Genomic DNA, 20,803 nt, shown 5'->3' on the forward strand with positions numbered 1-20,803 from the left:
GAAGTCGTCGAGCGTATCTGCTTCGAAGACGACATCGCCCAGAACGAGGTCGGGGACGCGGATCGTCTGGCTCTCGACCTTGAGGCGCACGACGCGCGTTCTGCCCTCCCGCTCGAACGCGGCGCGCTCGTCGGCGGTGAGGTCGCGGCATCTGCCGTCGTAGCGATACGGGCGCTTGGCTTGCTCCGCCTCTTTGCGCTTGGCTTCGAGTTCGTCCTTGGTGCAGTAGCAGTAGTAGGCGGAACCCTCGTCGAGGAGCCTCCGCGCGCATTCCTGATGGCGCGCGACGCGTTCCGACTGGAAGTAGGGCTCGTGGGGCCCGCCGACGTCGGGACCCTCGTCCCAATCGAGACCGAGCCAGCGCATCGAGTCGAAAATGGCAGTGGTGGAGGCTTCCGTGCTGCGCTGTTCGTCCGTGTCGTCGATCCGCAGGATGAAGGTCCCGCCGTGGTGGCGCGCGTAGAGCCAGTTGAACAGGGCGGTGCGGGCGCCTCCGATGTGGAGGTATCCGGTGGGCGACGGTGCGAATCGGACGCGAACGGAGCTCGAGTTCACGACATCCTCTCTTCCGCGGGGTCGGGGGATTCGACCCAATAGTGCCTCAGGATGCTGGGGATTAGGAAGGAACTGCGCGGCGGGTTAGCCCCATCGCTGCTTGGCGCAGGCCGCAGGAGTCACGGGAAGAGATGATCAGGCCGTCGGGTCGGCTGGGGTTTCCCGCGACTCCACGAACGACACCATTTGCTCGAACTTGGTGAAGTTATTTTGCAGCAGGCGAGACTCGAACGCTCTCATCACCTTGAGCACATGCTGGAACCCAGACTTCATCAGCTCCGGATCAGCCAACCAGTTCTCAGCCTTGTCCGCAGTGGGGAAACCACGGATGCCGGTCTGCTCGAGGGCGCATTGGAGCAGACGGCGTATCTTAGCCATCAGTTGCTGGCCATCCTGCGCTGGTGTAAGCCGAGACAAGAGCCTTTCAACCAGGCGGTACTTGACAGCCAGCGATGCCACCGTTGTGTCCAACTCGTGGGGTGTAACGTTGACGTAAGTATTGAACCCATGCCGACCGTCCCGCGATTCAGGTGTGGCGGCAAGTTCACGCGCGCCACCTCCATAGGCAAGCAGACAGAGGAACCAAGCTGCTCTGATGTTAGAGATGTAAGGACCGAGGGCGAACATGATCCCGTCTGTCGCCAACCTGCTGAGGGCAGTCTCTGCCGATCCGCACGTCTGCTCGGACCAATCAGGCAATGTGAGATCGAGTAGCTGAACAAGAGCCCGGGGGACGGACTGTTTGTCGCGTCGAACATCGTTCCGCAGGAAGATGTCCACTCTTTCGACGAGTGGCGACCAGTCCCAGCCCTTGCCAACTGTGAATAGAGTCCGGATGAGGTCTGTATCCTTGAAGGAGTCGTCCGTGAAGTCCCATGCTACCGCGGCGGATGCCACCAACTCCGTGCCGCTCTCCGGTGTGAAGTAGCTGGCAAGCGGCTCGCTTTCCGTGCTGCGGATCATCTTGCCGATCCCGCCCAGAAACCCCTTGCATGTATCCAGGTCTTGCGGGAGTGTGAAGTGCGCCAGTGCGTTGTGGAGCCCCGGTTGCTCATGGAGGGCACTGAACAGGCGCCAAACCGCCTGAGCGAAACTGCCAAGGTCTGAAGGCGGCTTGGATGCCGTGTCCGTCTGCAGGGACCTGGCAAGGTTGTCGACGATGCGCTCCACAAAACCGACCCGGTCCGTCTCGATCTCGGCGGAGTTCACGAGAGCAAAAATCCCGTCTGCCAGATTCCCGTCGTCGCCATCCCAGCGCTCGATCCTCATTGCGTCTTGCCGAAGCATCTGCCACGACTGCGGGTCGGTGATGCCTGCCTGTTGCAGAGCCACGGCGGCGTTGGGGACGAGCCCGGGTTTGTCAGGCGACTCGGTCCGATTGTCGAACCGGTGCAAGACGACTGTCTGGAGCACGGCGTTGAATCCGACTAACTGCTTGTCTTCAGCAAGAGACTCGCCGTCGGCTGCATCGAGCGCGGCAGCGATCTTCGATTCGAAGATGGGGTGGAGTGCCTCTTCGGCGGGCAATGCGAAGTGGAGCGATGCCAGCGATGTGCGCAGATCCTCGCCAAGAAACGCGGTGTATCGGCGAATCTCGTTCGAGTACTCCGTCAGGCCTTTCTCGAAGCTAGCAGCGCTGAACGAGCGGTCGTTGCGCAATGCGATGTACAGAGCTTGGTGTGTGATGGGGATGCTATTGACCCACTGCCGCCACGAGGTCGAAAGGTCATCGACGAAGCGAGAGATGTCACGTGGTGTCGGTCGGTTCGTCCCGACCGATCCTGGCACCGCCTTACGCGTAGAGGCAAAGACGCGGCGTATGTCTGACGTGTCTCCGGCAGATAGGTCGGGTATGGCTTCTTGGACTCTTTTCTCAAGAAACTCGTGCCAGCGGATCAAGGTCGGATTCGGCAAATGGAAGCGGTACCGGAACAGACGATCGACAAACGCGATCGTCTTCTCGCCGTTGCCTGTATCAGCCTGGCGCACAATGTCTTCATCAAACGGGACGATCAGCCAATAGCGTTTGAACCATTCGTATTGGCTCCATGCCTCGAACTGGTAGAACGTACGGAGAATTGTCCATATGTGGAGAGCGTCGGAGGAGTCGAGTCGATCGATGTTCTCAACCACAATGACTAGCGTTCGGCCGTCGTTTCTGTCAAGGGACGAGCGAAGCAGCTTCACGAACTGATCGCGGAACTCCACAGACGTTGGCAGCAGAGAGGTGTTGCTCACATACTGAAACCTGAGTCGATCCAGATTCTTCTGGAATGACTCATGTTGCCTCTTCAGAGCACTCCTGTTCACTCCGACTATCAACAATGCGCCGAGTAGTAGCAGCCAACCACCGATGCACGTGGCCCAGACGCTCTGGGCGAAAGATTGTATGACGGCGACTCCTGCCGGCACCAGGACAGACGCAGCTAGCGTCACACCTACGTCGGTCTTTTCCCGTTTCTCACACGGAAGCTTGTCCTCCCGCCGGTGCGTTCGTACTGTATCGAGGGCCTCATGCGTTGTGTCGGCAGTGACCTGATCTATCCAGTTCCTACGGTTGAGCAATCCCGTTAGGTCGTGAAGAAAGGCGCGGGCCAGCGAGTCCCCCTGGTGAGCCCATGCATCGAAGAGGAACACACAGTACTCGCGACCGTTGGTGTGGTCGTCTTCCAAGACGCTTTTCACGTCTTTGAGTGTGAATGTCTTCCCGCTCCCCCATGCCCCCGTGAGAGCGATCGCGCGTCCTGGCTTTGTTTCGTCCTGGATTGTGTTGACGATTGCGTCTGCGATGCGGGTGTGCTGACCAAAGGCATCCTCGTCCTCAAACCTCCTATCCGCACTCCCCGAAGTTCGCTTGTCCATCTACAGCCCCTTCGCATTGCACGCCGCACCAGACGACGAGCCCACCAGACAGCGGCAACGACCCGATCTACCATCCGGGTCACTGGGTATCCTATCATGTCATGCGTTCGAACGGCCTTGTTGCTGAGGCAGATGGCAGCTGTCTGACGTACCGTGTCCTGAAGCCAAGCGCTCGTCTCCAGCCCCAAGATGATCCGCGCTCCTCGCCCAAAACCGCTTGACTTCCGGTCGCGCGGTGCTACCATCCAAAGCTGTGTTCCCACTAAGTTTGCGGGGACTCTCGCCCGGCGTGAGCGCTCGACCTAGCCAGTCGTAGTCTTCCGCCCGGACGGGGGAAAGCGAGACTTGAAGCGAACATAAGTCAACCCTTACAAGGATGGTGTTTGGCGCTTCCACAAAGGCGAGCCGGAGCAACGTCCCCGGGACACTCGCGCTCCTGACCACGGACCTCCGTGTGTTCTGGGAGGCTACGGAAATTGATCAGAATGGGCTTCGGGCCGCATCTGGTGCTGGATGGTTACGGTTGCGAGTACGATCGCCTCACGGACCTGTCGCTCATCTATCGCTTTCTGGACGAATGTCCTAACCAGATCGGCATGACGAAGATCATGCCGCCCTACGTGTTCAAGTACACCGGGGCGAACCCCAAGGACTGGGGCGTGTCGGGCTTCGTGCTGATCGCCGAGAGCCACATCAGCATCCACACCTTCCCCGAAAAGAACTACATCAGCCTCGACATCTTCTCCTGCAAGGAGTTCGATCCGCAGGAGGCAGTGCGCCTCGCCGAAGAGATGTTCGGCATGCAGCGCTACGAGCATCAGATGTTGAGCCGTGGTCACGACTTCCCGCACGACCTCATCCGATCCGCCCAGATCGTCGAGACGGAGCGGCTGCAGTTCACGGACACGCAGCGCCAGGTCGTGTGATTCATCGCGTTATACGGAACCAGCCGCCCATCCGTGGGCGGCTTCGCCGTGCTCGGCGCGTTGCGCGGCGGCGGCGGCTCCGCGATAATGACCGTCCACTCGTGAGGGACACCAAGGAGGGTTCCGTGCCATCCTCGCACCCGATCCATGTCTCCGACGCGGACGTGCAGTTCTGGGAGGACGAGGGCTACTTCGTCTACCAGCACCCGCTGTTCCCGCAGGCGAAGTTCGAGGAACTCGCCGCCTACTTCGAGCAGATGCTCGCCGACCTGCCGCCGGGGGCGCGTCCCGAAGCGATGGACGTGCCGCACTTCGCCCATCCGAAGCTGTTCGATTGGCTGCTCGCCGACGAGGTTCTCGACTTCGTGGAGCGGTTCGTCGGACCCGACATCGCCCTGTGGTCGAGCCATTTCATCTGCAAGCCCGCCGGAGACGGCAAGGCGGTTCCCTGGCACGAGGATTCCGCCTACTGGTCGGGGCGGCTGGACGAGCAGAACGTCCTGACCGTCTGGCTGGCGGTCGACGCATCGACGACGGAGAACGGGTGCATGCGCGTCGTGCCGAGGACGCACCATTACGGGTTCTCGGAATACGAACCGGTGGACCGCGAGACGAACGTCTTCGGCACGCGGATCAAGCCGGATCAGTTCGACGAGGGCTCGGCGGTCGATCTGGAACTGCGTCGCGGCGAGTGCCACATCCATCACGCCAAGCTGATCCACGCGTCCAACGCGAACACGAGCGCCAAACGCCGGTGCGGCTACACGATGCGCTACATGCCGACCAGCGTGAAGCTCTTCCCGCGCGACAACTTCCCGCATGCGATCTACCTGGCGCGTGGGCGCGACATCGCGGGGAACCAGTACGGTGAGCCGTTCCAGGTCTTCGAACCGGGCGTGCGGGCGATCTATCGGCGATAGAGCGGTCCGGACGGGCTCGCGCCCACATGTCATCCTGAGCGTTAGCGAAGGACCTGCATGGCGCGTGTTCGTCGAGATTCCTCGCCTGCGGCTCAGAATGACATCGTTACGCGGGGATCGGTGAGGTGAGAGCATCTCTGGCGGAGATGCCGAGGTTCGATGAGAGGGAGGCTATGCGCAAGATCACGGATGCGGAGATTCAGTTCTTCGACGACAACGGGTTCGTCATCTGCCGGAACGTCCTGAACGCCGACGAACTGGAGAACTACCAGAACGGCTCGTGGGAGCTCATCGAACGGGTCCTAGCAGGCGGCACGCGCGAGGATCGGATGTGCGGCAGGGGCCCAGAAGGCATCCCGTACTACCTGAACTACCTGCACTATCAGGACAACGACTTCTCGCTACGTCTGCTGGCGCATCCGTTCATCGGCGACCTGCTGACCCGCATGGTCGGACCCGACTTCATCCCGTGCTACGAGTCGCTGGTGTTCAAGCTGCCGTCGAACGGCTCGTCGGTTCCGTGGCATCGCGACGGGAACCCCGCCGCCGGCATGGAGCGCATCTTCAACATCGACATCTACCCGGACAGATCGACCGTGGACAATAGCTGTGTCTGGGCGGTTCCCGGCAGCCACAAGTGGGAACCGCAGAAGGCGGCGGAGTGGGTGCGCCGTGGACGCGAGGACTTCTACTCGCTGGAGGGCGCGGTTCCCGCTGAGATGGAACCGGGCGACGTGCTGCTCCACCACGTCAAGGTGCTCCACGGGAGCACGACGAACCAGAGCCCGGAGCTCCGACGAGTCGTCTACTTCGACAACCGCGCGTGGAGCTGGAATGAGAACTACCACTGGTTCTCGCACGAGACGCTGGAAAAGCGCTCCTGCCTCTACCAGCATGCGCTCCACATGCGCAAGACGAACCCCTATCCGTCGGACGACGAGACGTTCGACTACACGCCGCCGGAAAGATTCCCGCGCTGGAACCCCGGCGACCCCATCGATCTGCACGCGCCGCGCGAGAACTGGGTCGGCTAGCGACGATCCGCTGGGCGTGCAGCAGTAGGGAACCCGCTGCTCGTGACCTTGCTGTGCTGTGGGGGGGGGTGGGCTTGACGCCTGCCCCTACAGCCTCAGTCGGACCCGCCTCTTCGCCTTCACTGCCACTCGGCGAACGAATCGCCGTTGTGCCAATCGGTGACGCGGTTCGCGGCATCGTGGAGCATCGAATCGATCTCTCCGGAGGGAGGCAGCCCTGGCGTATCCTCGGAGCGCTGGTTGAACAACGCCGCCCAACTCAGACCATCCCACCTTCGGACGACCAGCGTCGACGTCCCCGGCATGCTCCCGCCATGCCACGTGTTCCGATCACCCTTGTCCGGCAGAGGTCGGACCATCCAGCCGAGCCCGTAGAACGCGTCGCCGGGCGGTTCGGGAGATGGATACGGCGACCACATCGCGTGGATGCTCTCCGCGGACAGAGTCGGGCAATGCGAAGGGTCGTCGAAGGCGCGCGCGAACCGAAGCAGGTCCATGGTCGACGAGATCCATCCGCCGTGTGCGTCCATCGCGCGAAGGTTTTCAGAACCATACGGTTGGCGCACCATGCCGGGTCGTTCCGCTCCGAACACGCTCGGATACATGCGTCCCGTCGGGTCCGAATAATCGACCTCTCCGGCTCGCCGGTTCGCGTAGAGCGCATCGCCGAGCTGGGTTCGTGTGATTCCCAGTGGCGCGAGCACGTGCGTCTTCACGTAGGACTCGTAGCCCTCGCCGGACGCCGCCTCGATGACGCGTCCGAGCAACAGATATCCGTAGTTCGAATACGCATAGCGTTCGCCGGGGTCGGCATCCAGCGGGAAGCGTTTCATGAACTCGATGATGTCCCACACCGTCGTCGGCAGGCGCACGCCGAGGGTGTCGCGGATGCGCGCGTCCTGGACCATCGGGTCCAACGACGCCGCGCGGTCGTATCCGCCTCGGTGCTGGAGCAGTTGCCGGATTGTCACGCGGAACACACGCGGATCATCGGAACCGGAGACGTCGACGAAATCCGAGAACGGCTGGTCCAGACCGACCCGGTTCCTTTCGACGAGCTGAAGGATCGCGACCGCTGTCAGCGGCTTCGAGATGCTGGCGATGCGGAAGAGCGCGTCTGGGATCGTCGGCGTCGTGCTATCCGTCGCGAACGTGTACCCTCGCGCGAACACGAGCCGCCCATCCTTCGCGACGCCGAGGGTTCCTCGCGGCACGCCTCGCGCGCGCATGTAGGTTTCCATGACTTCATCAAAGGAACCCAGCGCCGCGATCTCTCGCCCGGTGATCGAAAAAAGCGATTTCATTGCGCGATGTCTCGATGGGTTTGGCGTTCGTTACGACGTAGCGCCGAGTGTAGCGCATAACGACCGTCGGGCACAGAACGAGTCACCCCGCCGGTGGAACCGGTGGAAGAGGGCGCACCTGGCATGGTCGTTGCTTGCCTTCGAGCAGCATACGGACGGAGCGAGTCCCGCGTCCTTGGGGGCACCGCGTCGATACACACGGAGGCGTACGGTCATGTTCCGGATCAACACGAACATCATGTCGATCAACGGACAGCGGAACCTGTTCCGATCGAGCCGCGACGCTACGTCCGCGATGGAGCGGCTCGCATCGGGCTTGCGGATCGTCCATGCGGCGGACGACGCGGCGGGGCTGACGATGTCCGAAGGCATGCGTGCGCAGCTCGCCGGAGCCCGTCAGTCGAACCGGAACATCTCGCAGGCGATCTCGATGCTCCAGACCGCCGACGGAGGCTTCGAGCAGATCGGCAACATGCTCATCCGCCTCAAGGAACTCGCCGTCCAGGCGGCAGATTCCACGGTCAACGCGGCGAACCGTTCGGCGATCCAACAGGAAGTCACCCAGCTCCTCGTCGAGATCGACCGCACGGCACAATCGACCACCTACAACGGCATGACGCTCATCTCCGCCGGATCGACAGCGAACGCCTCCATCCCGCTCAGCTTCTACGTCGGCGACGGATCGCTGACCTACAGCCAAATCATCTTTTTCACGATGAAGGGCGTCGCCAGCGGATTGACGAACGGCATCTCCATCGGCGGGCTGCTCTTCACGGTCGGAGTGGGGTCGTACGCTTCGCTGACCGAGGCGGCGAACGTCGTGAATAATATGGACGCTGCCGTGCGCGAACTGGCGTCGCTGCGAACGAGCGTCGGAGCCGTCGTGAACCGGCTCCAGCGCGCCCAGGCGAACATTCAGATCATGGCGGAGAACACCGCCAACGCCGAGTCGGTTATCCGCGACGCCGACTTCGCCCAGGAGACCGCCGCCCTGACTCGCGCTCAGATCCTCGTTCAGGCGGGAACCTCCATCCTGCAGCAGTCCAACCAGCTCCCCATGAACGCGCTGATGCTCCTCCAAGGCTAGCCAGACCGCCTCGGAGTATCGCTCGTCCCCCTAGGCTCCCATCCGTGGGAGCCGTTTTTGCGCTCAGTCATCCATCTCGCCAGCATCGTGTTCTACGGGAATCCGTGCGGGCCCTCACCTAACCTCTCCCTGAAGGGAGAGGGACCAGACATACCCTCGACCGGAGAGGAACCAGAGAGGACAGTCTCCTTCTCCGTTCAGGGAGAAGGCGGGGATGGGGGCTCGTCCGGTGGGTAATGTTTTCCGCACGCCGGTTCTGCCGCGGCGTTCCTTTCCTCCCAACGAGCCTCCGCAAGACCCACCGAGTCGCCGAGAACCCAGCAATCATCGGCGTCTGGGGCAGTCCGAGGCGGATGGCACAAAGGTTGCTCCAACGGTTCCGACGAAGGGAGTGTCTTCATGCTGCAAGGCATATACACCGCGGCCTCTGGCATGCTCGCGCACGATGCCATCTCAGAGGTCATCACGAACAATCTCGCGAACGCTTCGACGCCCGGATTCCGTCAGGACTTCGCGACGTTTCACACGGCCGCCGACGCCCCGCATCCGCAGGATTCGCGGTATCTGGCGCCCGTCCTGACGTTCAAAGCCTACACGAACTTCGATATCGGCTCCCTGAAGCCAACGGGCAACCCGTTGGACCTGGCGTTCAACGACGGGGGAGAGAACTTCTTCGTCGTCCAGACGCCGCAGGGAATCCGCTACACCCGCGCCGGCAACTTCACCCTCAACGGCTCCAACACCATCGTGAACGCCCAGAACTACCCGGTTCTCGGCGAGAACGGACCCATCCAAGCCAACGGCAGCAAGATCGAGATCGGCGCGGCTGGGGATGTCGTCGTGGACGGCGTCCTCGTCGACCGTCTGCGCGTCATCCAGTTCGACCCCATCAACGGCAGAACGCCGCTCCAGAAGGACGGCTACACGCTCTTCCGACCCATCGGGAACAGCGCGACGCCTCGGAACGCGAGCAATCCGCGCGTCCAGCAGGGCGCTCTGGAAGGCTCCAATGTCAGCCTCGTCAACGAAATGGCGCAGATGATCCACATCACTCGCGGCTTTGAAGCCTATCAACGGGCGATCCAAGTCAGCGACGCCACGCTCAACACCCTCATCCACCGAGTCGGAGGAGCCGGCTGATGATTCGCGCACTCTATTCCGCCGCATCGGGCATGAACGCCCAAGAACTCAACATCGACACGATCGCCAACAACCTGGCGAACGTGAACACCAACGGGTTCAAGCGGGTCCGCGTCGACTTCCAAGACCTCATCTACCAGACGCTCCAATCGCCCGGCACGGCGTCCGGCGCTGGAACCGAAATCCCGACCGGCATCCAGGTCGGTCACGGAAGCCGCGCCGCCGCGACCCAGCGCATCTTCAGCCAGGGCGAATTCAAGCAGACGGAAGCGCCGCTCGACCTCGTCATCGAAGGTGAAGGGTTCTTCCAAATCCTCAACAACGACGGCGAACTCACCTACACGCGCGCCGGTTCCTTCAAGCTCGACGGCTCCGGGCGCGTCGTCACGTCGGACGGTCTGCCGCTCCAGCCGCAGATCACGATCCCTGCGGATGCGACGAACGTCTCGATCAGCAAGGACGGCATCCTCGAAGTGACGACCCCCGGCTCCAACCAGGGGCAGCAGCTCGGTATCATCCAGCTTGCGCGCTTCTCGAACCCGGCGGGACTGGAAGCCATCGGGCAGAACCTGTTCAAGCCGACCAACTCGTCGGGCCAGGCGCAGATCGGGAACCCCGCGACGGACGGCTACGGCTCGCTCTTGCAGGGCTTCTTGGAACTGTCCAACGTGAAACTCGTCGAGGAGATGGTCAGCATGATCGTCGCGCAGAGGGCTTACGAGATCAGCTCGAAGTCCATCCAAGCCGCCGACGAGATGCTCAACGTCGCCAACAACCTGCGGCGGTAATAGACCGTCTGCGCGGAGGGAATCCCGATGACCAGACACGCCTACGCGGCAGCCGGAAAAAGATGCCCGTCGCGCGGCGGACGCGGAAAAGATTTCCGCGGCAACCGCGCCCGGGTCGCCGGTCCGGCTCTCGTTGTCCTGCTGGCAATCGGGGGATTGGGAATTGCTCGCGGAGCCGAAGCCCCCAAGGCGACGCTCCGCTTCGTCGAAGACGCCGCGTTGTCGGGCGGGAAGATCCGCCTGTCCGACGTCGCCGTCATCGAGTCCAGCGACACCGACCTGAAGGCGAAGCTGGAAGCGATGGCGCTGGGTCCCGCGCCCCGCGTAGGTCAAGCGTTCACGTTCCGACCGGAGAGCGTGCGCCTGCTGCTGCGACGCGACAAGCACCTGCTCGGCGTCAGCGACAAGGACATTGCGTTCGAGGGTTCCGGCTCGACGCGCGTCCGAGTCGAGAGCCAGGAGATCGAGCCGTCCGCGCTTCTGCAGCGCCTGACGGCGTGGATCGAAGGGGAAGCCGCGACGACCTTCGGCGCCGAGCGCGTCGAGGTGAGCTTCTTGACGAAGCCCCCGAAGGTCGCGGTTCCCAAAGGTGAATGGACGGCGAAGCCGGCGATGAACCGTCTCCCGTCGCGCCTGACTTCGATCCTCTCGGTGCCAGTGAGCGTCGCCGTGGATGGGGAGACCTTCCAGACGCTGACCCTGGCACTGAAGTTGCGAGCCTTCGCCACAGCCGGTGTCGTCACGCGGGCGATTCACCGCCATGAAACGCTTGATGCGGACGCCATCGACTGGAAGGAACTCGACATCACGACCCTCAACGGAGAGGCGCCGATCAGCGAATCGCAGGACATCTCGGGATGGCGCGCGACGCGCAGCCTGAGCGTCGGCGATCCGCTGACCCAGCAGAGCATCGAATCGATTCCGATCATCCAGAAGGGCGACCCGATCACCGTCTACCTCGAAGCCCCTCAACTGCGGATCACCATGGCAGGTGAAGCCCAGCAGGACGGTCGCCTCGGCGATGTGATTCGATGCTTGAACCTCCGTTCCGGGAAGATGATTCGCGGGATCGTCGCCGGCGAACGGCTCGTGCGGATCGACATGCGGACGCTGCTGACGACCGCAATGGTTCCCTAGCGGCGAACCCAGTGCAGGAATGAGGCATGGACATGGACACGTGTTTCCGCCGCTTGACAAACGGCATACCACTTCGCCTGATCGGAGCGGCTGCCACAGCTCTCCTGGTCGGCGCGATGACGGCTCAGGGCGCGCCGGTGCGCTCGCTCTATTCGGACCCGAAGGCGTCGCAAGTGGGTGACCTCCTGACGATCATCGTCATCGAGTCCACGCAGGCGAGCCGCTCGGCGTCCACCCAGACGAGCAAGACGAACAGCATCGGCTTCGCGGCGGGGCTGGAGACGAAGCCGCGCGGCGGCAGGGCATCCGGCAGCGGGAGCACGCAGACCGCGCTGAACGGAGCCGGCACGACGCGCAGCAGCGGTGAACTGACGACGACCGTCACGGCGCTCGTCACGGAAGTCCTGCCCAACGGATATCTGAAGGTCGAGGGATCGCGCGAGCTGACGATCAACAACGAGAAGGAGACGCTCCGGGTCTCCGGCATCTGCCGGACGGAAGATATCCAGCCGGATAACGTGCTCCTCTCGAACCAGTTGGCGAACCCGTCGATCAGCTACACAGGCGACGGCTGGATTGCGAAGCAGCAGAAGCCCAACATCGTCCTGCGGGTTCTCGCCAGCATTCTCCCGTTCTTTTAGACGCCTTCGGAGGAGTTCTCCATGAGACGTGACAGGCGACCGGTTGATATCGGCGCAATGCTCCTTGCGGCGGCGTTGTTCCTCGGACTCGCGGGAGGCGCGTCGGCGGCGCGGATCAAAGACATCGCGATCCTGCAAGGGATTCAGAGCTCTCAGGTGGTCGGCTATGGGCTCGTCATCGGCTTGAGCCGCACGGGCGATCAGACGACGAACGTCCAGTTCACGCGTCAGGCGATCGAGAACCTGATGCGGAACATGGGCATGACGATCCAGAACGACCGAGGACAGCTCCGGGTCGGGAACGTCGCCTCGGTGATGGTCACGGCGGACGTGCCGCCCTTCATGCGGCGAGGGAGCCGGTTGGACGTGCTTGTCTCCTCGATGGGCGACGCGACGAGCCTGCAAGGCGGGACGCTGCTCCCGACTCCTCTGGTGAACGCCCAGGGGCAGATCATCGCGACGGCTTCGGGTCCCATCACGACGGGCGGGTTCCTCATCGAAGCCTCGGGCAGAGAGCGCACCCAGCGGAACCACGTCACGGCGGGGCGGATCCCCAACGGCGGCGTCATGGATGTGGACGTGAGCGCGGCTCCGTTCGACGCGGCGGCGGTTCCGCAGATGCTCGTGCTGGGGCTTCAGAACCCCGACTTCACGACGGCGGCGCGCGCGGCGGACGCGATCAACACAGCGCTGGGAGCGAATACGGCGGTCGCCACGGACGCGGCTTCGATCCAAGTGTCGATCCCGGCGGGCACGGCGGCGGGGCTCGTCCAGTTCATCGCGAATCTGGAAAGCCTCGAAGTGACGCCGGATCACCGCGCCAAAGTCATCATCGACGAGCGGACCGGAACGGTCGTCATGGGCGAGAACGTGCGCATCTCGACGGTCGCCATCGCCCACGCGAACCTGAACGTCCAGGTGTTCGAGCGCCCGATCATCTCCCAGCCGAGTCCGTTCGGTCAGGGTGAGACGGTCGTCGTGCCGGACACGGAGATCGCCGTGACGGACGAGTCGGCGATGTCGCGACTGAACGAGGGCGGCTTGGTTCAAGTGATTCCGGGCAGTGTGTCGCTGAACGAGCTGGTACAGGGATTGAACGCCATCGGCATCAGTCCGCGCGATTTGATCGCGATCCTCCAGGCGATCAAGCAGGCTGGGGCGCTGCAGGCTGAACTCATCATCATGTAGGCAGGAGCGGAGCGATGGCGGGGTTCTCCCTGACGGCGATCTCGGCGGCGACGGTGAAGCCGACGCCCTTCGGCAAGACGACGCTCCCCAAGGAGCAGCAGGAGGCGTTGGACGCGGCGCGGAGTTTCGAGAGTCTGTTCATCAACAACCTGTTCAAGGCGATGCGGGCATCGGTTCCCAAGTCGGGGTTCCTGCCGGAGACATTCGCCTCGAACACGTACGAGCAGCTCTTCGACGAGCATCTCAGCACCGAGCTCTCGAAAGGAACCGGGCTGGGGCTGTCGGAGATGCTCTACCGCGAGTTCATGCGGCGCGAATCGAGGGCTGCGGACACGTCATCGGCGGGTCTGCGTCCCTTCGAGCGGTCGCTTGTAGTCTCGCGTGTCGCGGACGGGTCGGTAGGCTGGCGGGACGGCTAGATCCGCCCGGTAGCCGATCTCAGGAACGATTGCGCTCTGGAGAATCGGGCTTCAGAGGGTCGTCGAACTCTCCGATAGAAGGATTGAGCAACCCAGAATGGATCGCGCAATGATCATCGAGCACTTCAAGCGCCTCAATTCCTACACCTCGGAGCTTCGAGCCTCCCAGACCTCTCTGCGCGGGACGCGATCCGCGTCGTCTTCGTCGTCGGTTGCTCCGCCATCCTCGGTGGCAAACGGCGAAGATGAAGTGATCGTCTCCCCGGAAGCCCTCTTGTTCAGCCGCGCCAAGGACGCGCTGACCGGCGTTCCTGAGACCCGCGACGGGTTGATTCAGACGCTGCAAGAGGCGATCCAGAACGGCACCTACTCGGTGGACAACGTTCTGATCGCGGAAAGGCTGATGGAGGCGGTTGCGCGGTTCACGAGGAACTAGCGCGACCTCAAGACGAGGCTCATGGCAACCCAACATCCTCAACGGAATACCTCTGCGCCGGGGAATGCCTCTCCGCCGCGCTCCGGCACGTCTGCTGGCGTCGCTCCTCTGAGCGCCGACGCTCGGACGCGCCAGGCGCTCGACGACGTGCTCGTCGTGCTGGAAAAGGAGCGCGCCTGCACCCACGCTCTCTTGGAGCAGGCGAAGCAGATCCAGAAGCATCTGCTGAGCGACGACTACATGTCGCTGCTCGTCGCCGCGCAGGAGCAGGAGATCCACGCTCAGCAGTTGGCGCAGTGGGAGCATCGGCGTCTGCTCTTGACCCGGCAGCTCGCCAAGACGTTCCCGGCGGTGTCGCGGACGCGGCTCTCCCTGTGGGCGAACGTTCTCCCGGAGCCGCACGCGACGCGTCTGCACACGATCCAAGCGACGCTACAGAGGGTGACGGAGCAGCTCCAGACGGTGAACCGACAGAACATGGCGCTCGTCCAGCGGTCGCTCCGGTTCGCGGAGATGGCGCTGGGCATCGATTCGTCGGCGTATGGCGTGCCGCATACCCGCGTTAACCGAGACGGCTTGCCGCAGTTGTTCGACAAGACGCTTTAGCGGTAAGTGTGACTGGGATTCGTGGTTGTACGGGCGGGTCTGAGACCCGCCCGTACAGAACCCAACCCATCGACGGAACGAACCGCTAACCAGTGCAGAGCATCGGGCGGGCAGCGACCCGTCAGCAGAGAAGGAGACGCGCGGGCTTCGCAATTTCGTCCAAAGGAGGGGCTTCGAGGCGAGAGGCTGCCCATCCATCCCGGAGCGGGGTCCTGGCGGGGAACCCGGTTCGGCGGAAGCGAGCCTTTCGTTGCCAACGAGAACGCAGGTCGCCGATCTCGACGGCTTGCGGGAACGTACTCCTGAGACGAAAGGCGCTTCGATGAGCACGTTACTGAACAGCCTCGGACTGTTGAACAGTCTGAACACGGGGCGGCGAGCCGTCAATGCACAGCAGGCGGCGCTCCAGATCACCGGGAGGAACATCTCCAACGTCAACACGCCTGGGTACACGAGGCAGCGCGCCGTCACCCAGGTGAGCGACCCGCGCACGGAAGTGCTCCTCGGCGAAGACCGTACGCGGGTGCAGCAGGTTCGCGACGAGCTCGTCGAGCGCCTTTTCCTACAAGAGCGCCAGCGATTCGCCTCGCTGGACAAGAGCGCCCAACTGCTCTCCCAGGTGGAGACCGCATTGGGCGAACCCTCCGATTCCGCGCTCAACGCGCAACTCAGCCGGTTCTACGACGCGTGGGAGTCCCTGGCGACCTCGCCGGAGAGCGCTCCGCCCAAGAACGTCGTCATCGAACGCGCGCGCACGCTGAGCGCCACCTTCGGGTCGCTGACCCGCCATCTCGAATCGCTTCAGCAGCAGAACCTCACCGACGCTGCCGACCTCATCAAGAGCGTGAACCTCAAGCTGGGGCAGATCCGCGCGCTCAACGAGCAGATATCCCAGGAGTTCACCGTCGGCGGGGATCATCTCGAGCTGCGCGACCGTCAGGACGAGATCATCCGCGAGCTGGCGGACCTGGTCGCCGTGCGGGTCACCGAGGGCGTCAACGGGATGCGGACGGTTCAGGCGAACGGCTTGGCGCTGGTCGAGGGTCACGAGGCGGGTTCCGTCCAGTTGGTCACGGGTCAGAACGGGCGGTTCACCGTGCAGGCGGTCCTCGACGGGAGCCGGTTCGACCTGACGCCGATGGGCGGCGAGCTCCACGGCTTGATGACCGTCCAGAACGAGGCGCTCCCGGCGATCCTGAACGATCTCCACAGCACGGCGCGTACGCTCATCTCGCAGGTGAACGCGCTCCATCCGAACTTCTTCCGCACGTTGACGACGGAGCAGAGCGCGCGGGCGGCTCTCTTCGTCGAGATTCTGCCGACATCGCCGTCCGACGTGAGGGCGACCGCATCGGGACGGGCGGGAGCCAACGAGATCGCGCTGTCCGTGGCAGGGCTTCGGAACGCGCGGCAGACGGATTTGGCGGATCAGTCGGTCATCGGGTTCTACCAGGAGCTGGTGTCGGCGGTCGGCGCGCGGGTTCAGGAGGCGGGGGAACGGCGCGACACGTCGAACCTGCTCGTGGAACAGATGCGTCAGCGGCGCGAGTCGGTTTCCGGCGTCTCGCTCGACGAAGAGGCGACCGACATGATCACGTACCAGCGCGCGTTCCAGGCGGCGGCGCGGTACATCCAGGTCGTGGACGATCTGATGCGGACGATCATCGAGCGCGTCTGAGCGTAGAGAGGGAATGACCGATGCAGCTACGAGTAACGCTCCAATCGCGAGCCCTCCAGATGCGCGACGCGATCCAGTCGCGGGGCAGCGACGTCCAGCGCACCCAGGAGGAGGTCACGACGGGTCGGCGACTGCTTCGACCGTCGGACGATCCGGTGGCGGCGCGTCAGGCGCTGCTCCATCGCGCGCAGCTCGCCCAGATCGAGCAGTACAAGAGCAACATCGACCTTTCCATCGGCGACCTGAACGCCGCCGACTCCTTCCTCGACGATGTGAACCTGCGCATCACGCGGGCGAAGGAGGTCGCCATCCAGATGGGCAGCGATGCGAACAGCCCCGGCGCGCGCAAAGCCGCCGCGTTCGAGATCGACGCGCTCATCGACGATCTGATCGCGCTGGGCAACAGCTCGTTCCGGGGGCGTTCCATCTTCGCCGGGGAGAACACGACCGCCGCCGCCTTTACGCGGTCTGGCGACACGGTGACCTACCACGGCACGGACACGGGAGCCCAACGGCGGATCGCCGAGGACACGCCGCTCGTCGAGACGACGATCCCGGCGTCGCAGTTCCTCTTCTCGACGCGCGACGCGAGCAACGTCGTGACGGACGGCATTTTCCGCACGCTGGCGACGCTCAAGACCGCGCTCAACGCGAACGACGCCAACGCCATTCGGGATTCCATCCAGAGCCTGACGGCGGATCAGAGCCGCGTGCAGTCGGCGCGGACGGTCATCGGCGGTCGGACGGAGCGGGTGCAGCAGACGCGCGTCCGGCTGGAGAATACCGAGTCGGAGATTCGGAGCCTGCAATCGACCATCGAGGACGCGGACCTCGCCGAGTCGATCAGCGAGATGCAGCTCCGCCAGACGGCGCTTCAGGCGACGCTGGGCGTGGCATCGCAGACGATCCCGCTGTCGTTGATGGATCTGCTGACGAGGTAGGCGCGCAATCGCTCGATCCCTCCAGGCGTTTTCAGGCATGGCAAGGGATCGGACTGCATCGACTCCCACACGGAGCACGTACCGTCCGTACGTGGTGAGCACAGTGGCAGGGCCATGACTTGTCGGCGTACCGGCTGATCTTTCGGATGCACGCGATTCGGCGGATGTTCCAGCGCGCCATCGCGTATGAAGACGTGTCCCACGTTCTGGACAACGGCGAGACGATCGAGGAGTATCTTAGCGATCGACCGTACCCGAGCCGCTTGATACTCGGATGGTCGGGCGGCCGCGCGTTGCACGTCGTCGTCGCGACCAATGCCGTCGAGCAGGAATCGATCGTTATCACCGTGTACGAGCCCGACCCGGACAAGTGGGAGCCGGGATTTCGACACAGGAAGCCCAAAACATGAAGTGCGTCATCTGTCGGCACGGCGAGACGCAAACCGGTACCGCCACGGTTATGCTCACGCGGGACGCGATGACGCTCGTGTTCCGAGGTGTACCCGCCCAGGTCTGCGCCAACTGCGGCGAGGAGTACGTCGACGAAGAGACGACGGCACGCCTGCTTCAGGTCGCTGAGGACGCTGCGCAAGCCGGCGTGCAGGTGGACGTGCGGGAGTTCGTCGCGGCGTAGTGTGGGCGGGAAGATGCGGACCTCGCCGAGTCGATCAGCGAGATGCAACTCCGCCAGACGGCGCTTCAGGCGACGCTGGGCGTGGCATCGTAGACAATCCCGCTGTCGTTGACGGATCTGCTGACGAGGTAGTCAGACGCCTCTACGCAATCCCGACTTACAGTCTGTCGCCAACGAAGTGGATTTGGCGATAGCTCCTCTGAGTTCGTCCATGCAGGAGTCTATCGCGTGAGAACGACCGACAACACTCTACCGGAACCGACGATCTGGGCGGTTCCCGACGACGTAACGCCGTGCCCACGCTGCGCGCTCTTTCCCTGCTCCTACGGTCCCGCGCGTTGACTTTGCCCTACCCCGCTAGTAGCATGATTTCGTAGTCGATATCGGTTCCCGCGCCCGACCACCCCTGGCGAGGCGCGACCCCACGGAGGGTTCACGTGGCGCTACGGATGCCCTTGCGCGCCGTGGCAACGGACTACCTGATCGGTCTCGCCGGAGCGGTCGGCGGCGGGGGCGTCGCCTACGGCATCGGCGAGCTCATCCTGCGCCGTCTGGCAATCGGCATCTGGGGAGCGACCCTCGCGGGCGGACTGGCAGTCGCCCTGCTGATCCTCGGCGTCGTCGGAGGCGCTGGCGAGCCCATCTTCCGTCGCGCTCGACGTTCCGACCCGACCCTCGGCTCCTACGCCCGCAAACAGCTCTGGAAAGGCGCGTTCCTGGGCGCGCCGACGGTGATCGCCCTCCTGACCGTCGCGGAGATGGACTGGACGGCGATCGTCGCTTCGGAGCAGCCTTTCCTGCCGTTGCGTCTGCTCATCCTGCTGGCAGCCGTCGTACAGTTCGTTGCAACGGCTCCGGTGCGCTTCCTCGTATATGCAGTTGGGCTCCCGGCGGAACTCGTCATGATGCTGGCGGCGCCGATCGGTGCGGTTGTCGTGCGCCATCGTTCCGAGCTCCTCCCGTTGTCGGTGGACGGGACCGGCTCTGCCATCCCCACGGAAGACCCAGCGGCTCATGATCGACCAGCCTCCGCGCGATGACTCCGACGACAAGCCGCATGAGGAATGCGGCGTGTTCGGCGTCTTCGGGCACCCGGAAGCCGCGAAGCTGACCTACCTTGGGCTCTACGCCTTGCAGCATCGAGGGCAGGAAAGCGCCGGCATCGTCACCTCCAACGGCAACTCCTTCTTCCAGCATCGCGGCATGGGCTTGGTCGTCAACGCGTTCAGCAACGGCGCACTCGACCATCTCGACGGAACCATGGCGGTCGGTCACAACCGCTACTCGACCTCCGGCACGAGCACGCTCCAGAACGCCCAGCCGTTCGTCGCGCAGTACCAGCGAGGACCCCTCGCCATCGCTCATAACGGGAACCTGGTCAACGCGTTCCGCATCCGGCGCGAGCTCGAAGAGCAGGGGATGATCTTCACGACGACCTCGGATACCGAGGTGCTAACCCACCTGATCGCCCGTTCGCGCCAGGAATACCTCGAAGACCGCCTGATGGACGCCCTCAAGGAGGTGCGAGGAGCCTATTCCCTGCTGGCGCTGGGCAAGCGGGTGCTCGTCGGCGTGCGCGATCCGAGCGGGTTCCGCCCGTTGTGGATCGGCAGAATCGGCGACGCGACCATTCTGGCGTCGGAGACGTGCGCCCTCGACGCCGTGGAGGCGGAGGTCGTCCGCGAAGTGGAACCCGGCGAGCTGATCCTCGTCACCGACGAGGGCATCAAGTCGATTCATCTGCCGATGCTGGCTCCCCATTCCCACTGCATCTTCGAGTTCCTGTATCTCGCGCGGGCGGACAGCGTCATCTTCGGCGAGACGGTCGTGGGGCGGCGGATGGGGTTCGGAAGGCAGCTCGCGCGGGAGTGTCCCGCCGACGCGGACATCGTCGTCCCGATGCCGGATTCGGCGAACCTGGCGGCGCTGGGCTATGCCGAGGAATCGGGTCTGCGGTTCCAGTTCGGGCTGGCGAGGAATCAGTACGTGGGCAGGACGTTCATCCAGCCGAACCAGCAGGATCGGAGCTTCCAGGTCGGCATCAAGATGAACCCCATCCGCGAGGTCGTCGACGGCAAGCGGGTGGTTCTCATCGACGACTCAATCATGCGCGGCACGACGCTGCGCAAGATGGCGAAGCAGATCAAGCTCGCGGGAGCCACCGAGGTCCACGTCCGCATCGCCGCGCCGCCAACGAAGTACCCCTGCTTCTACGGCATCGACACGCCGACGCGCCAGGAGCTGATCGCCAGCACCCACACACTCGACGAGGTGCGCCAGTACATCCGCGCCGACTCCCTCGGCTACCTCAGCATCGAAGGCATGCTCAAGTGCGTGCGCTACCCGTACAGCTTCTGCACGGCTTGCTTCGATGGCTCCTATCCCATAGAGTTTAGCGGTCAGAACATCCAGCAACTCAGCATCGACTTCACGCGAGATCGACAGCGATAGCGCGCCCTCGCAGACGTCAGAGGTCCGGCACACGACGCATGAGCCCGCGCCGTTCC

Annotated in this window: 21 protein-coding genes; 18 read left to right on the plus strand and 3 right to left on the minus strand. The window is 63.6% G+C overall.

The window, feature by feature from the left end; translation table 11 throughout:
* On the minus strand, positions 1–555 hold a 555-nt coding region (locus tag FJZ36_06485; GenBank protein MBM3214544.1), incomplete at its 3' end, for a glutamate--tRNA ligase.
* A gap of 135 nt (positions 556–690) precedes the next feature.
* Positions 691–3,417, minus strand: a complete 2,727-nt coding sequence (locus FJZ36_06490; GenBank protein MBM3214545.1) for a hypothetical protein — start codon at positions 3,415–3,417, stop codon at positions 691–693.
* Positions 3,418–3,902: 485 nt separating this feature from the next.
* On the opposite strand from FJZ36_06490, the gene speD reads away from it, so the two are divergent.
* The 3 genes from speD to FJZ36_06505 all read left to right on the plus strand — a co-directional run bounded on the left by speD (position 3,903) and on the right by FJZ36_06505 (position 6,297).
* Entirely contained in the window at positions 3,903–4,343 is a 441-nt protein-coding gene (speD, locus tag FJZ36_06495; protein ID MBM3214546.1) for an adenosylmethionine decarboxylase, read from the plus strand.
* Between the two features lie 257 nt (positions 4,344–4,600).
* On the plus strand, positions 4,601–5,263 hold the full coding sequence (locus FJZ36_06500; GenBank protein ID MBM3214547.1) for a phytanoyl-CoA dioxygenase family protein: 663 nt from the start codon (positions 4,601–4,603) through the stop codon (positions 5,261–5,263).
* A gap of 125 nt (positions 5,264–5,388) precedes the next feature.
* Positions 5,389–6,297, plus strand: a complete 909-nt coding sequence (locus FJZ36_06505) for a phytanoyl-CoA dioxygenase family protein (GenBank protein ID MBM3214548.1) — start codon at positions 5,389–5,391, stop codon at positions 6,295–6,297.
* 119 nt (positions 6,298–6,416) lie between these two features.
* Here FJZ36_06505 and FJZ36_06510 read toward each other — a convergent pair whose 3' ends face one another.
* On the minus strand, positions 6,417–7,601 hold the full coding sequence (locus FJZ36_06510) for a beta-lactamase family protein (GenBank protein ID MBM3214549.1): 1,185 nt from the start codon (positions 7,599–7,601) through the stop codon (positions 6,417–6,419).
* Between FJZ36_06510 and FJZ36_06515 the strand changes: the two genes are divergently transcribed.
* The 15 genes from FJZ36_06515 to FJZ36_06585 all read left to right on the plus strand — a co-directional run bounded on the left by FJZ36_06515 (position 7,537) and on the right by FJZ36_06585 (position 20,747).
* Complete coding sequence (locus FJZ36_06515) at positions 7,537–8,688, plus strand: flagellin FliC (GenBank protein ID MBM3214550.1); 1,152 nt, start codon at positions 7,537–7,539, stop codon at positions 8,686–8,688. The two genes, FJZ36_06510 and FJZ36_06515, sit on opposite strands and share 65 nt — an antisense overlap.
* A gap of 399 nt (positions 8,689–9,087) precedes the next feature.
* Entirely contained in the window at positions 9,088–9,828 is a 741-nt protein-coding gene (locus FJZ36_06520) for a flagellar hook-basal body protein (GenBank protein ID MBM3214551.1), read from the plus strand.
* A complete protein-coding gene (gene flgG, locus FJZ36_06525; protein MBM3214552.1) occupies positions 9,828–10,616 on the plus strand; it encodes a flagellar basal-body rod protein FlgG in 789 nt (262 codons plus the stop codon). Before FJZ36_06520 ends, flgG begins: the two co-directional genes overlap by 1 nt.
* 27 nt (positions 10,617–10,643) lie before the next feature.
* Entirely contained in the window at positions 10,644–11,753 is a 1,110-nt protein-coding gene (gene flgA / locus FJZ36_06530) for a flagellar basal body P-ring formation protein FlgA (GenBank protein MBM3214553.1), read from the plus strand.
* A 26-nt stretch (positions 11,754–11,779) separates the two neighbouring features.
* Entirely contained in the window at positions 11,780–12,394 is a 615-nt protein-coding gene (locus FJZ36_06535) for a flagellar basal body L-ring protein FlgH (protein ID MBM3214554.1), read from the plus strand.
* 21 nt (positions 12,395–12,415) lie between these two features.
* On the plus strand, positions 12,416–13,582 hold the full coding sequence (locus FJZ36_06540; protein MBM3214555.1) for a flagellar basal body P-ring protein FlgI: 1,167 nt from the start codon (positions 12,416–12,418) through the stop codon (positions 13,580–13,582).
* Between the two features lie 14 nt (positions 13,583–13,596).
* Entirely contained in the window at positions 13,597–14,001 is a 405-nt protein-coding gene (locus FJZ36_06545) for a hypothetical protein (protein ID MBM3214556.1), read from the plus strand.
* A 97-nt stretch (positions 14,002–14,098) separates the two neighbouring features.
* Positions 14,099–14,437 carry a flagellar biosynthesis anti-sigma factor FlgM gene (locus tag FJZ36_06550; GenBank protein MBM3214557.1) on the plus strand — a complete coding sequence of 113 codons (339 nt, stop codon included), beginning with the start codon at positions 14,099–14,101 and terminating at the stop codon, positions 14,435–14,437.
* 21 nt (positions 14,438–14,458) lie between these two features.
* Positions 14,459–15,043 carry a flagellar protein FlgN gene (locus FJZ36_06555; GenBank protein ID MBM3214558.1) on the plus strand — a complete coding sequence of 195 codons (585 nt, stop codon included), beginning with the start codon at positions 14,459–14,461 and terminating at the stop codon, positions 15,041–15,043.
* A gap of 322 nt (positions 15,044–15,365) precedes the next feature.
* Positions 15,366–16,721: a flagellar hook-associated protein FlgK gene (gene flgK / locus FJZ36_06560; GenBank protein ID MBM3214559.1), complete on the plus strand. Its 1,356-nt coding sequence runs from the start codon at positions 15,366–15,368 to the stop codon at positions 16,719–16,721.
* Between the two features lie 20 nt (positions 16,722–16,741).
* The gene (gene flgL / locus FJZ36_06565; protein ID MBM3214560.1) at positions 16,742–17,662 is read left to right on the plus strand and encodes a flagellar hook-associated protein 3; all 921 of its coding nucleotides are present in this window, start codon (positions 16,742–16,744) and stop codon (positions 17,660–17,662) included.
* A gap of 119 nt (positions 17,663–17,781) precedes the next feature.
* Positions 17,782–18,072, plus strand: coding sequence for a DUF4258 domain-containing protein (locus FJZ36_06570; protein MBM3214561.1), 291 nt, complete (start codon positions 17,782–17,784; stop codon positions 18,070–18,072).
* Positions 18,069–18,296, plus strand: a complete 228-nt coding sequence (locus tag FJZ36_06575; protein ID MBM3214562.1) for a type II toxin-antitoxin system MqsA family antitoxin — start codon at positions 18,069–18,071, stop codon at positions 18,294–18,296. Before FJZ36_06570 ends, FJZ36_06575 begins: the two co-directional genes overlap by 4 nt.
* Positions 18,297–18,733: 437 nt before the next feature.
* A complete protein-coding gene (locus tag FJZ36_06580; GenBank protein ID MBM3214563.1) occupies positions 18,734–19,336 on the plus strand; it encodes a hypothetical protein in 603 nt (200 codons plus the stop codon).
* Complete coding sequence (locus tag FJZ36_06585; protein MBM3214564.1) at positions 19,311–20,747, plus strand: amidophosphoribosyltransferase; 1,437 nt, start codon at positions 19,311–19,313, stop codon at positions 20,745–20,747. The genes FJZ36_06580 and FJZ36_06585 overlap by 26 nt, the downstream gene beginning before the upstream one ends.
* Positions 20,748–20,803 lie beyond the last annotated feature (56 nt).

The organism is Candidatus Poribacteria bacterium (assembly GCA_016866785.1).
GTDB lineage: Bacteria > Poribacteria > WGA-4E.

Bases quoted from the DNA above. Each gene is read 5' to 3' on its own strand.
- FJZ36_06490 (MBM3214545.1), bottom strand. From the start codon at position 3,417: ATGGACAAGCGAACTTCGGGGAGTGCGGATAGGAGGTTTGAGGACGAG.
- speD (MBM3214546.1), top strand. From the start codon at position 3,903: ATGGGCTTCGGGCCGCATCTGGTGCTGGATGGTTACGGTTGCGAGTAC.
- FJZ36_06500 (MBM3214547.1), top strand. From the start codon at position 4,601: ATGCTCGCCGACCTGCCGCCGGGGGCGCGTCCCGAAGCGATGGACGTG.
- FJZ36_06515 (MBM3214550.1), top strand. From the start codon at position 7,537: ATGACTTCATCAAAGGAACCCAGCGCCGCGATCTCTCGCCCGGTGATC.
- FJZ36_06510 (MBM3214549.1), bottom strand. From the start codon at position 7,601: ATGAAATCGCTTTTTTCGATCACCGGGCGAGAGATCGCGGCGCTGGGT.
- FJZ36_06520 (MBM3214551.1), top strand. From the start codon at position 9,088: ATGCTGCAAGGCATATACACCGCGGCCTCTGGCATGCTCGCGCACGAT.
- flgG (MBM3214552.1), top strand. From the start codon at position 9,828: ATGATTCGCGCACTCTATTCCGCCGCATCGGGCATGAACGCCCAAGAA.
- flgA (MBM3214553.1), top strand. From the start codon at position 10,644: ATGACCAGACACGCCTACGCGGCAGCCGGAAAAAGATGCCCGTCGCGC.
- FJZ36_06535 (MBM3214554.1), top strand. From the start codon at position 11,780: ATGGACATGGACACGTGTTTCCGCCGCTTGACAAACGGCATACCACTT.
- FJZ36_06540 (MBM3214555.1), top strand. From the start codon at position 12,416: ATGAGACGTGACAGGCGACCGGTTGATATCGGCGCAATGCTCCTTGCG.
- FJZ36_06545 (MBM3214556.1), top strand. From the start codon at position 13,597: ATGGCGGGGTTCTCCCTGACGGCGATCTCGGCGGCGACGGTGAAGCCG.
- FJZ36_06550 (MBM3214557.1), top strand. From the start codon at position 14,099: ATGGATCGCGCAATGATCATCGAGCACTTCAAGCGCCTCAATTCCTAC.
- FJZ36_06555 (MBM3214558.1), top strand. From the start codon at position 14,459: ATGGCAACCCAACATCCTCAACGGAATACCTCTGCGCCGGGGAATGCC.
- flgK (MBM3214559.1), top strand. From the start codon at position 15,366: ATGAGCACGTTACTGAACAGCCTCGGACTGTTGAACAGTCTGAACACG.
- flgL (MBM3214560.1), top strand. From the start codon at position 16,742: ATGCAGCTACGAGTAACGCTCCAATCGCGAGCCCTCCAGATGCGCGAC.
- FJZ36_06575 (MBM3214562.1), top strand. From the start codon at position 18,069: ATGAAGTGCGTCATCTGTCGGCACGGCGAGACGCAAACCGGTACCGCC.
- FJZ36_06585 (MBM3214564.1), top strand. From the start codon at position 19,311: ATGATCGACCAGCCTCCGCGCGATGACTCCGACGACAAGCCGCATGAG.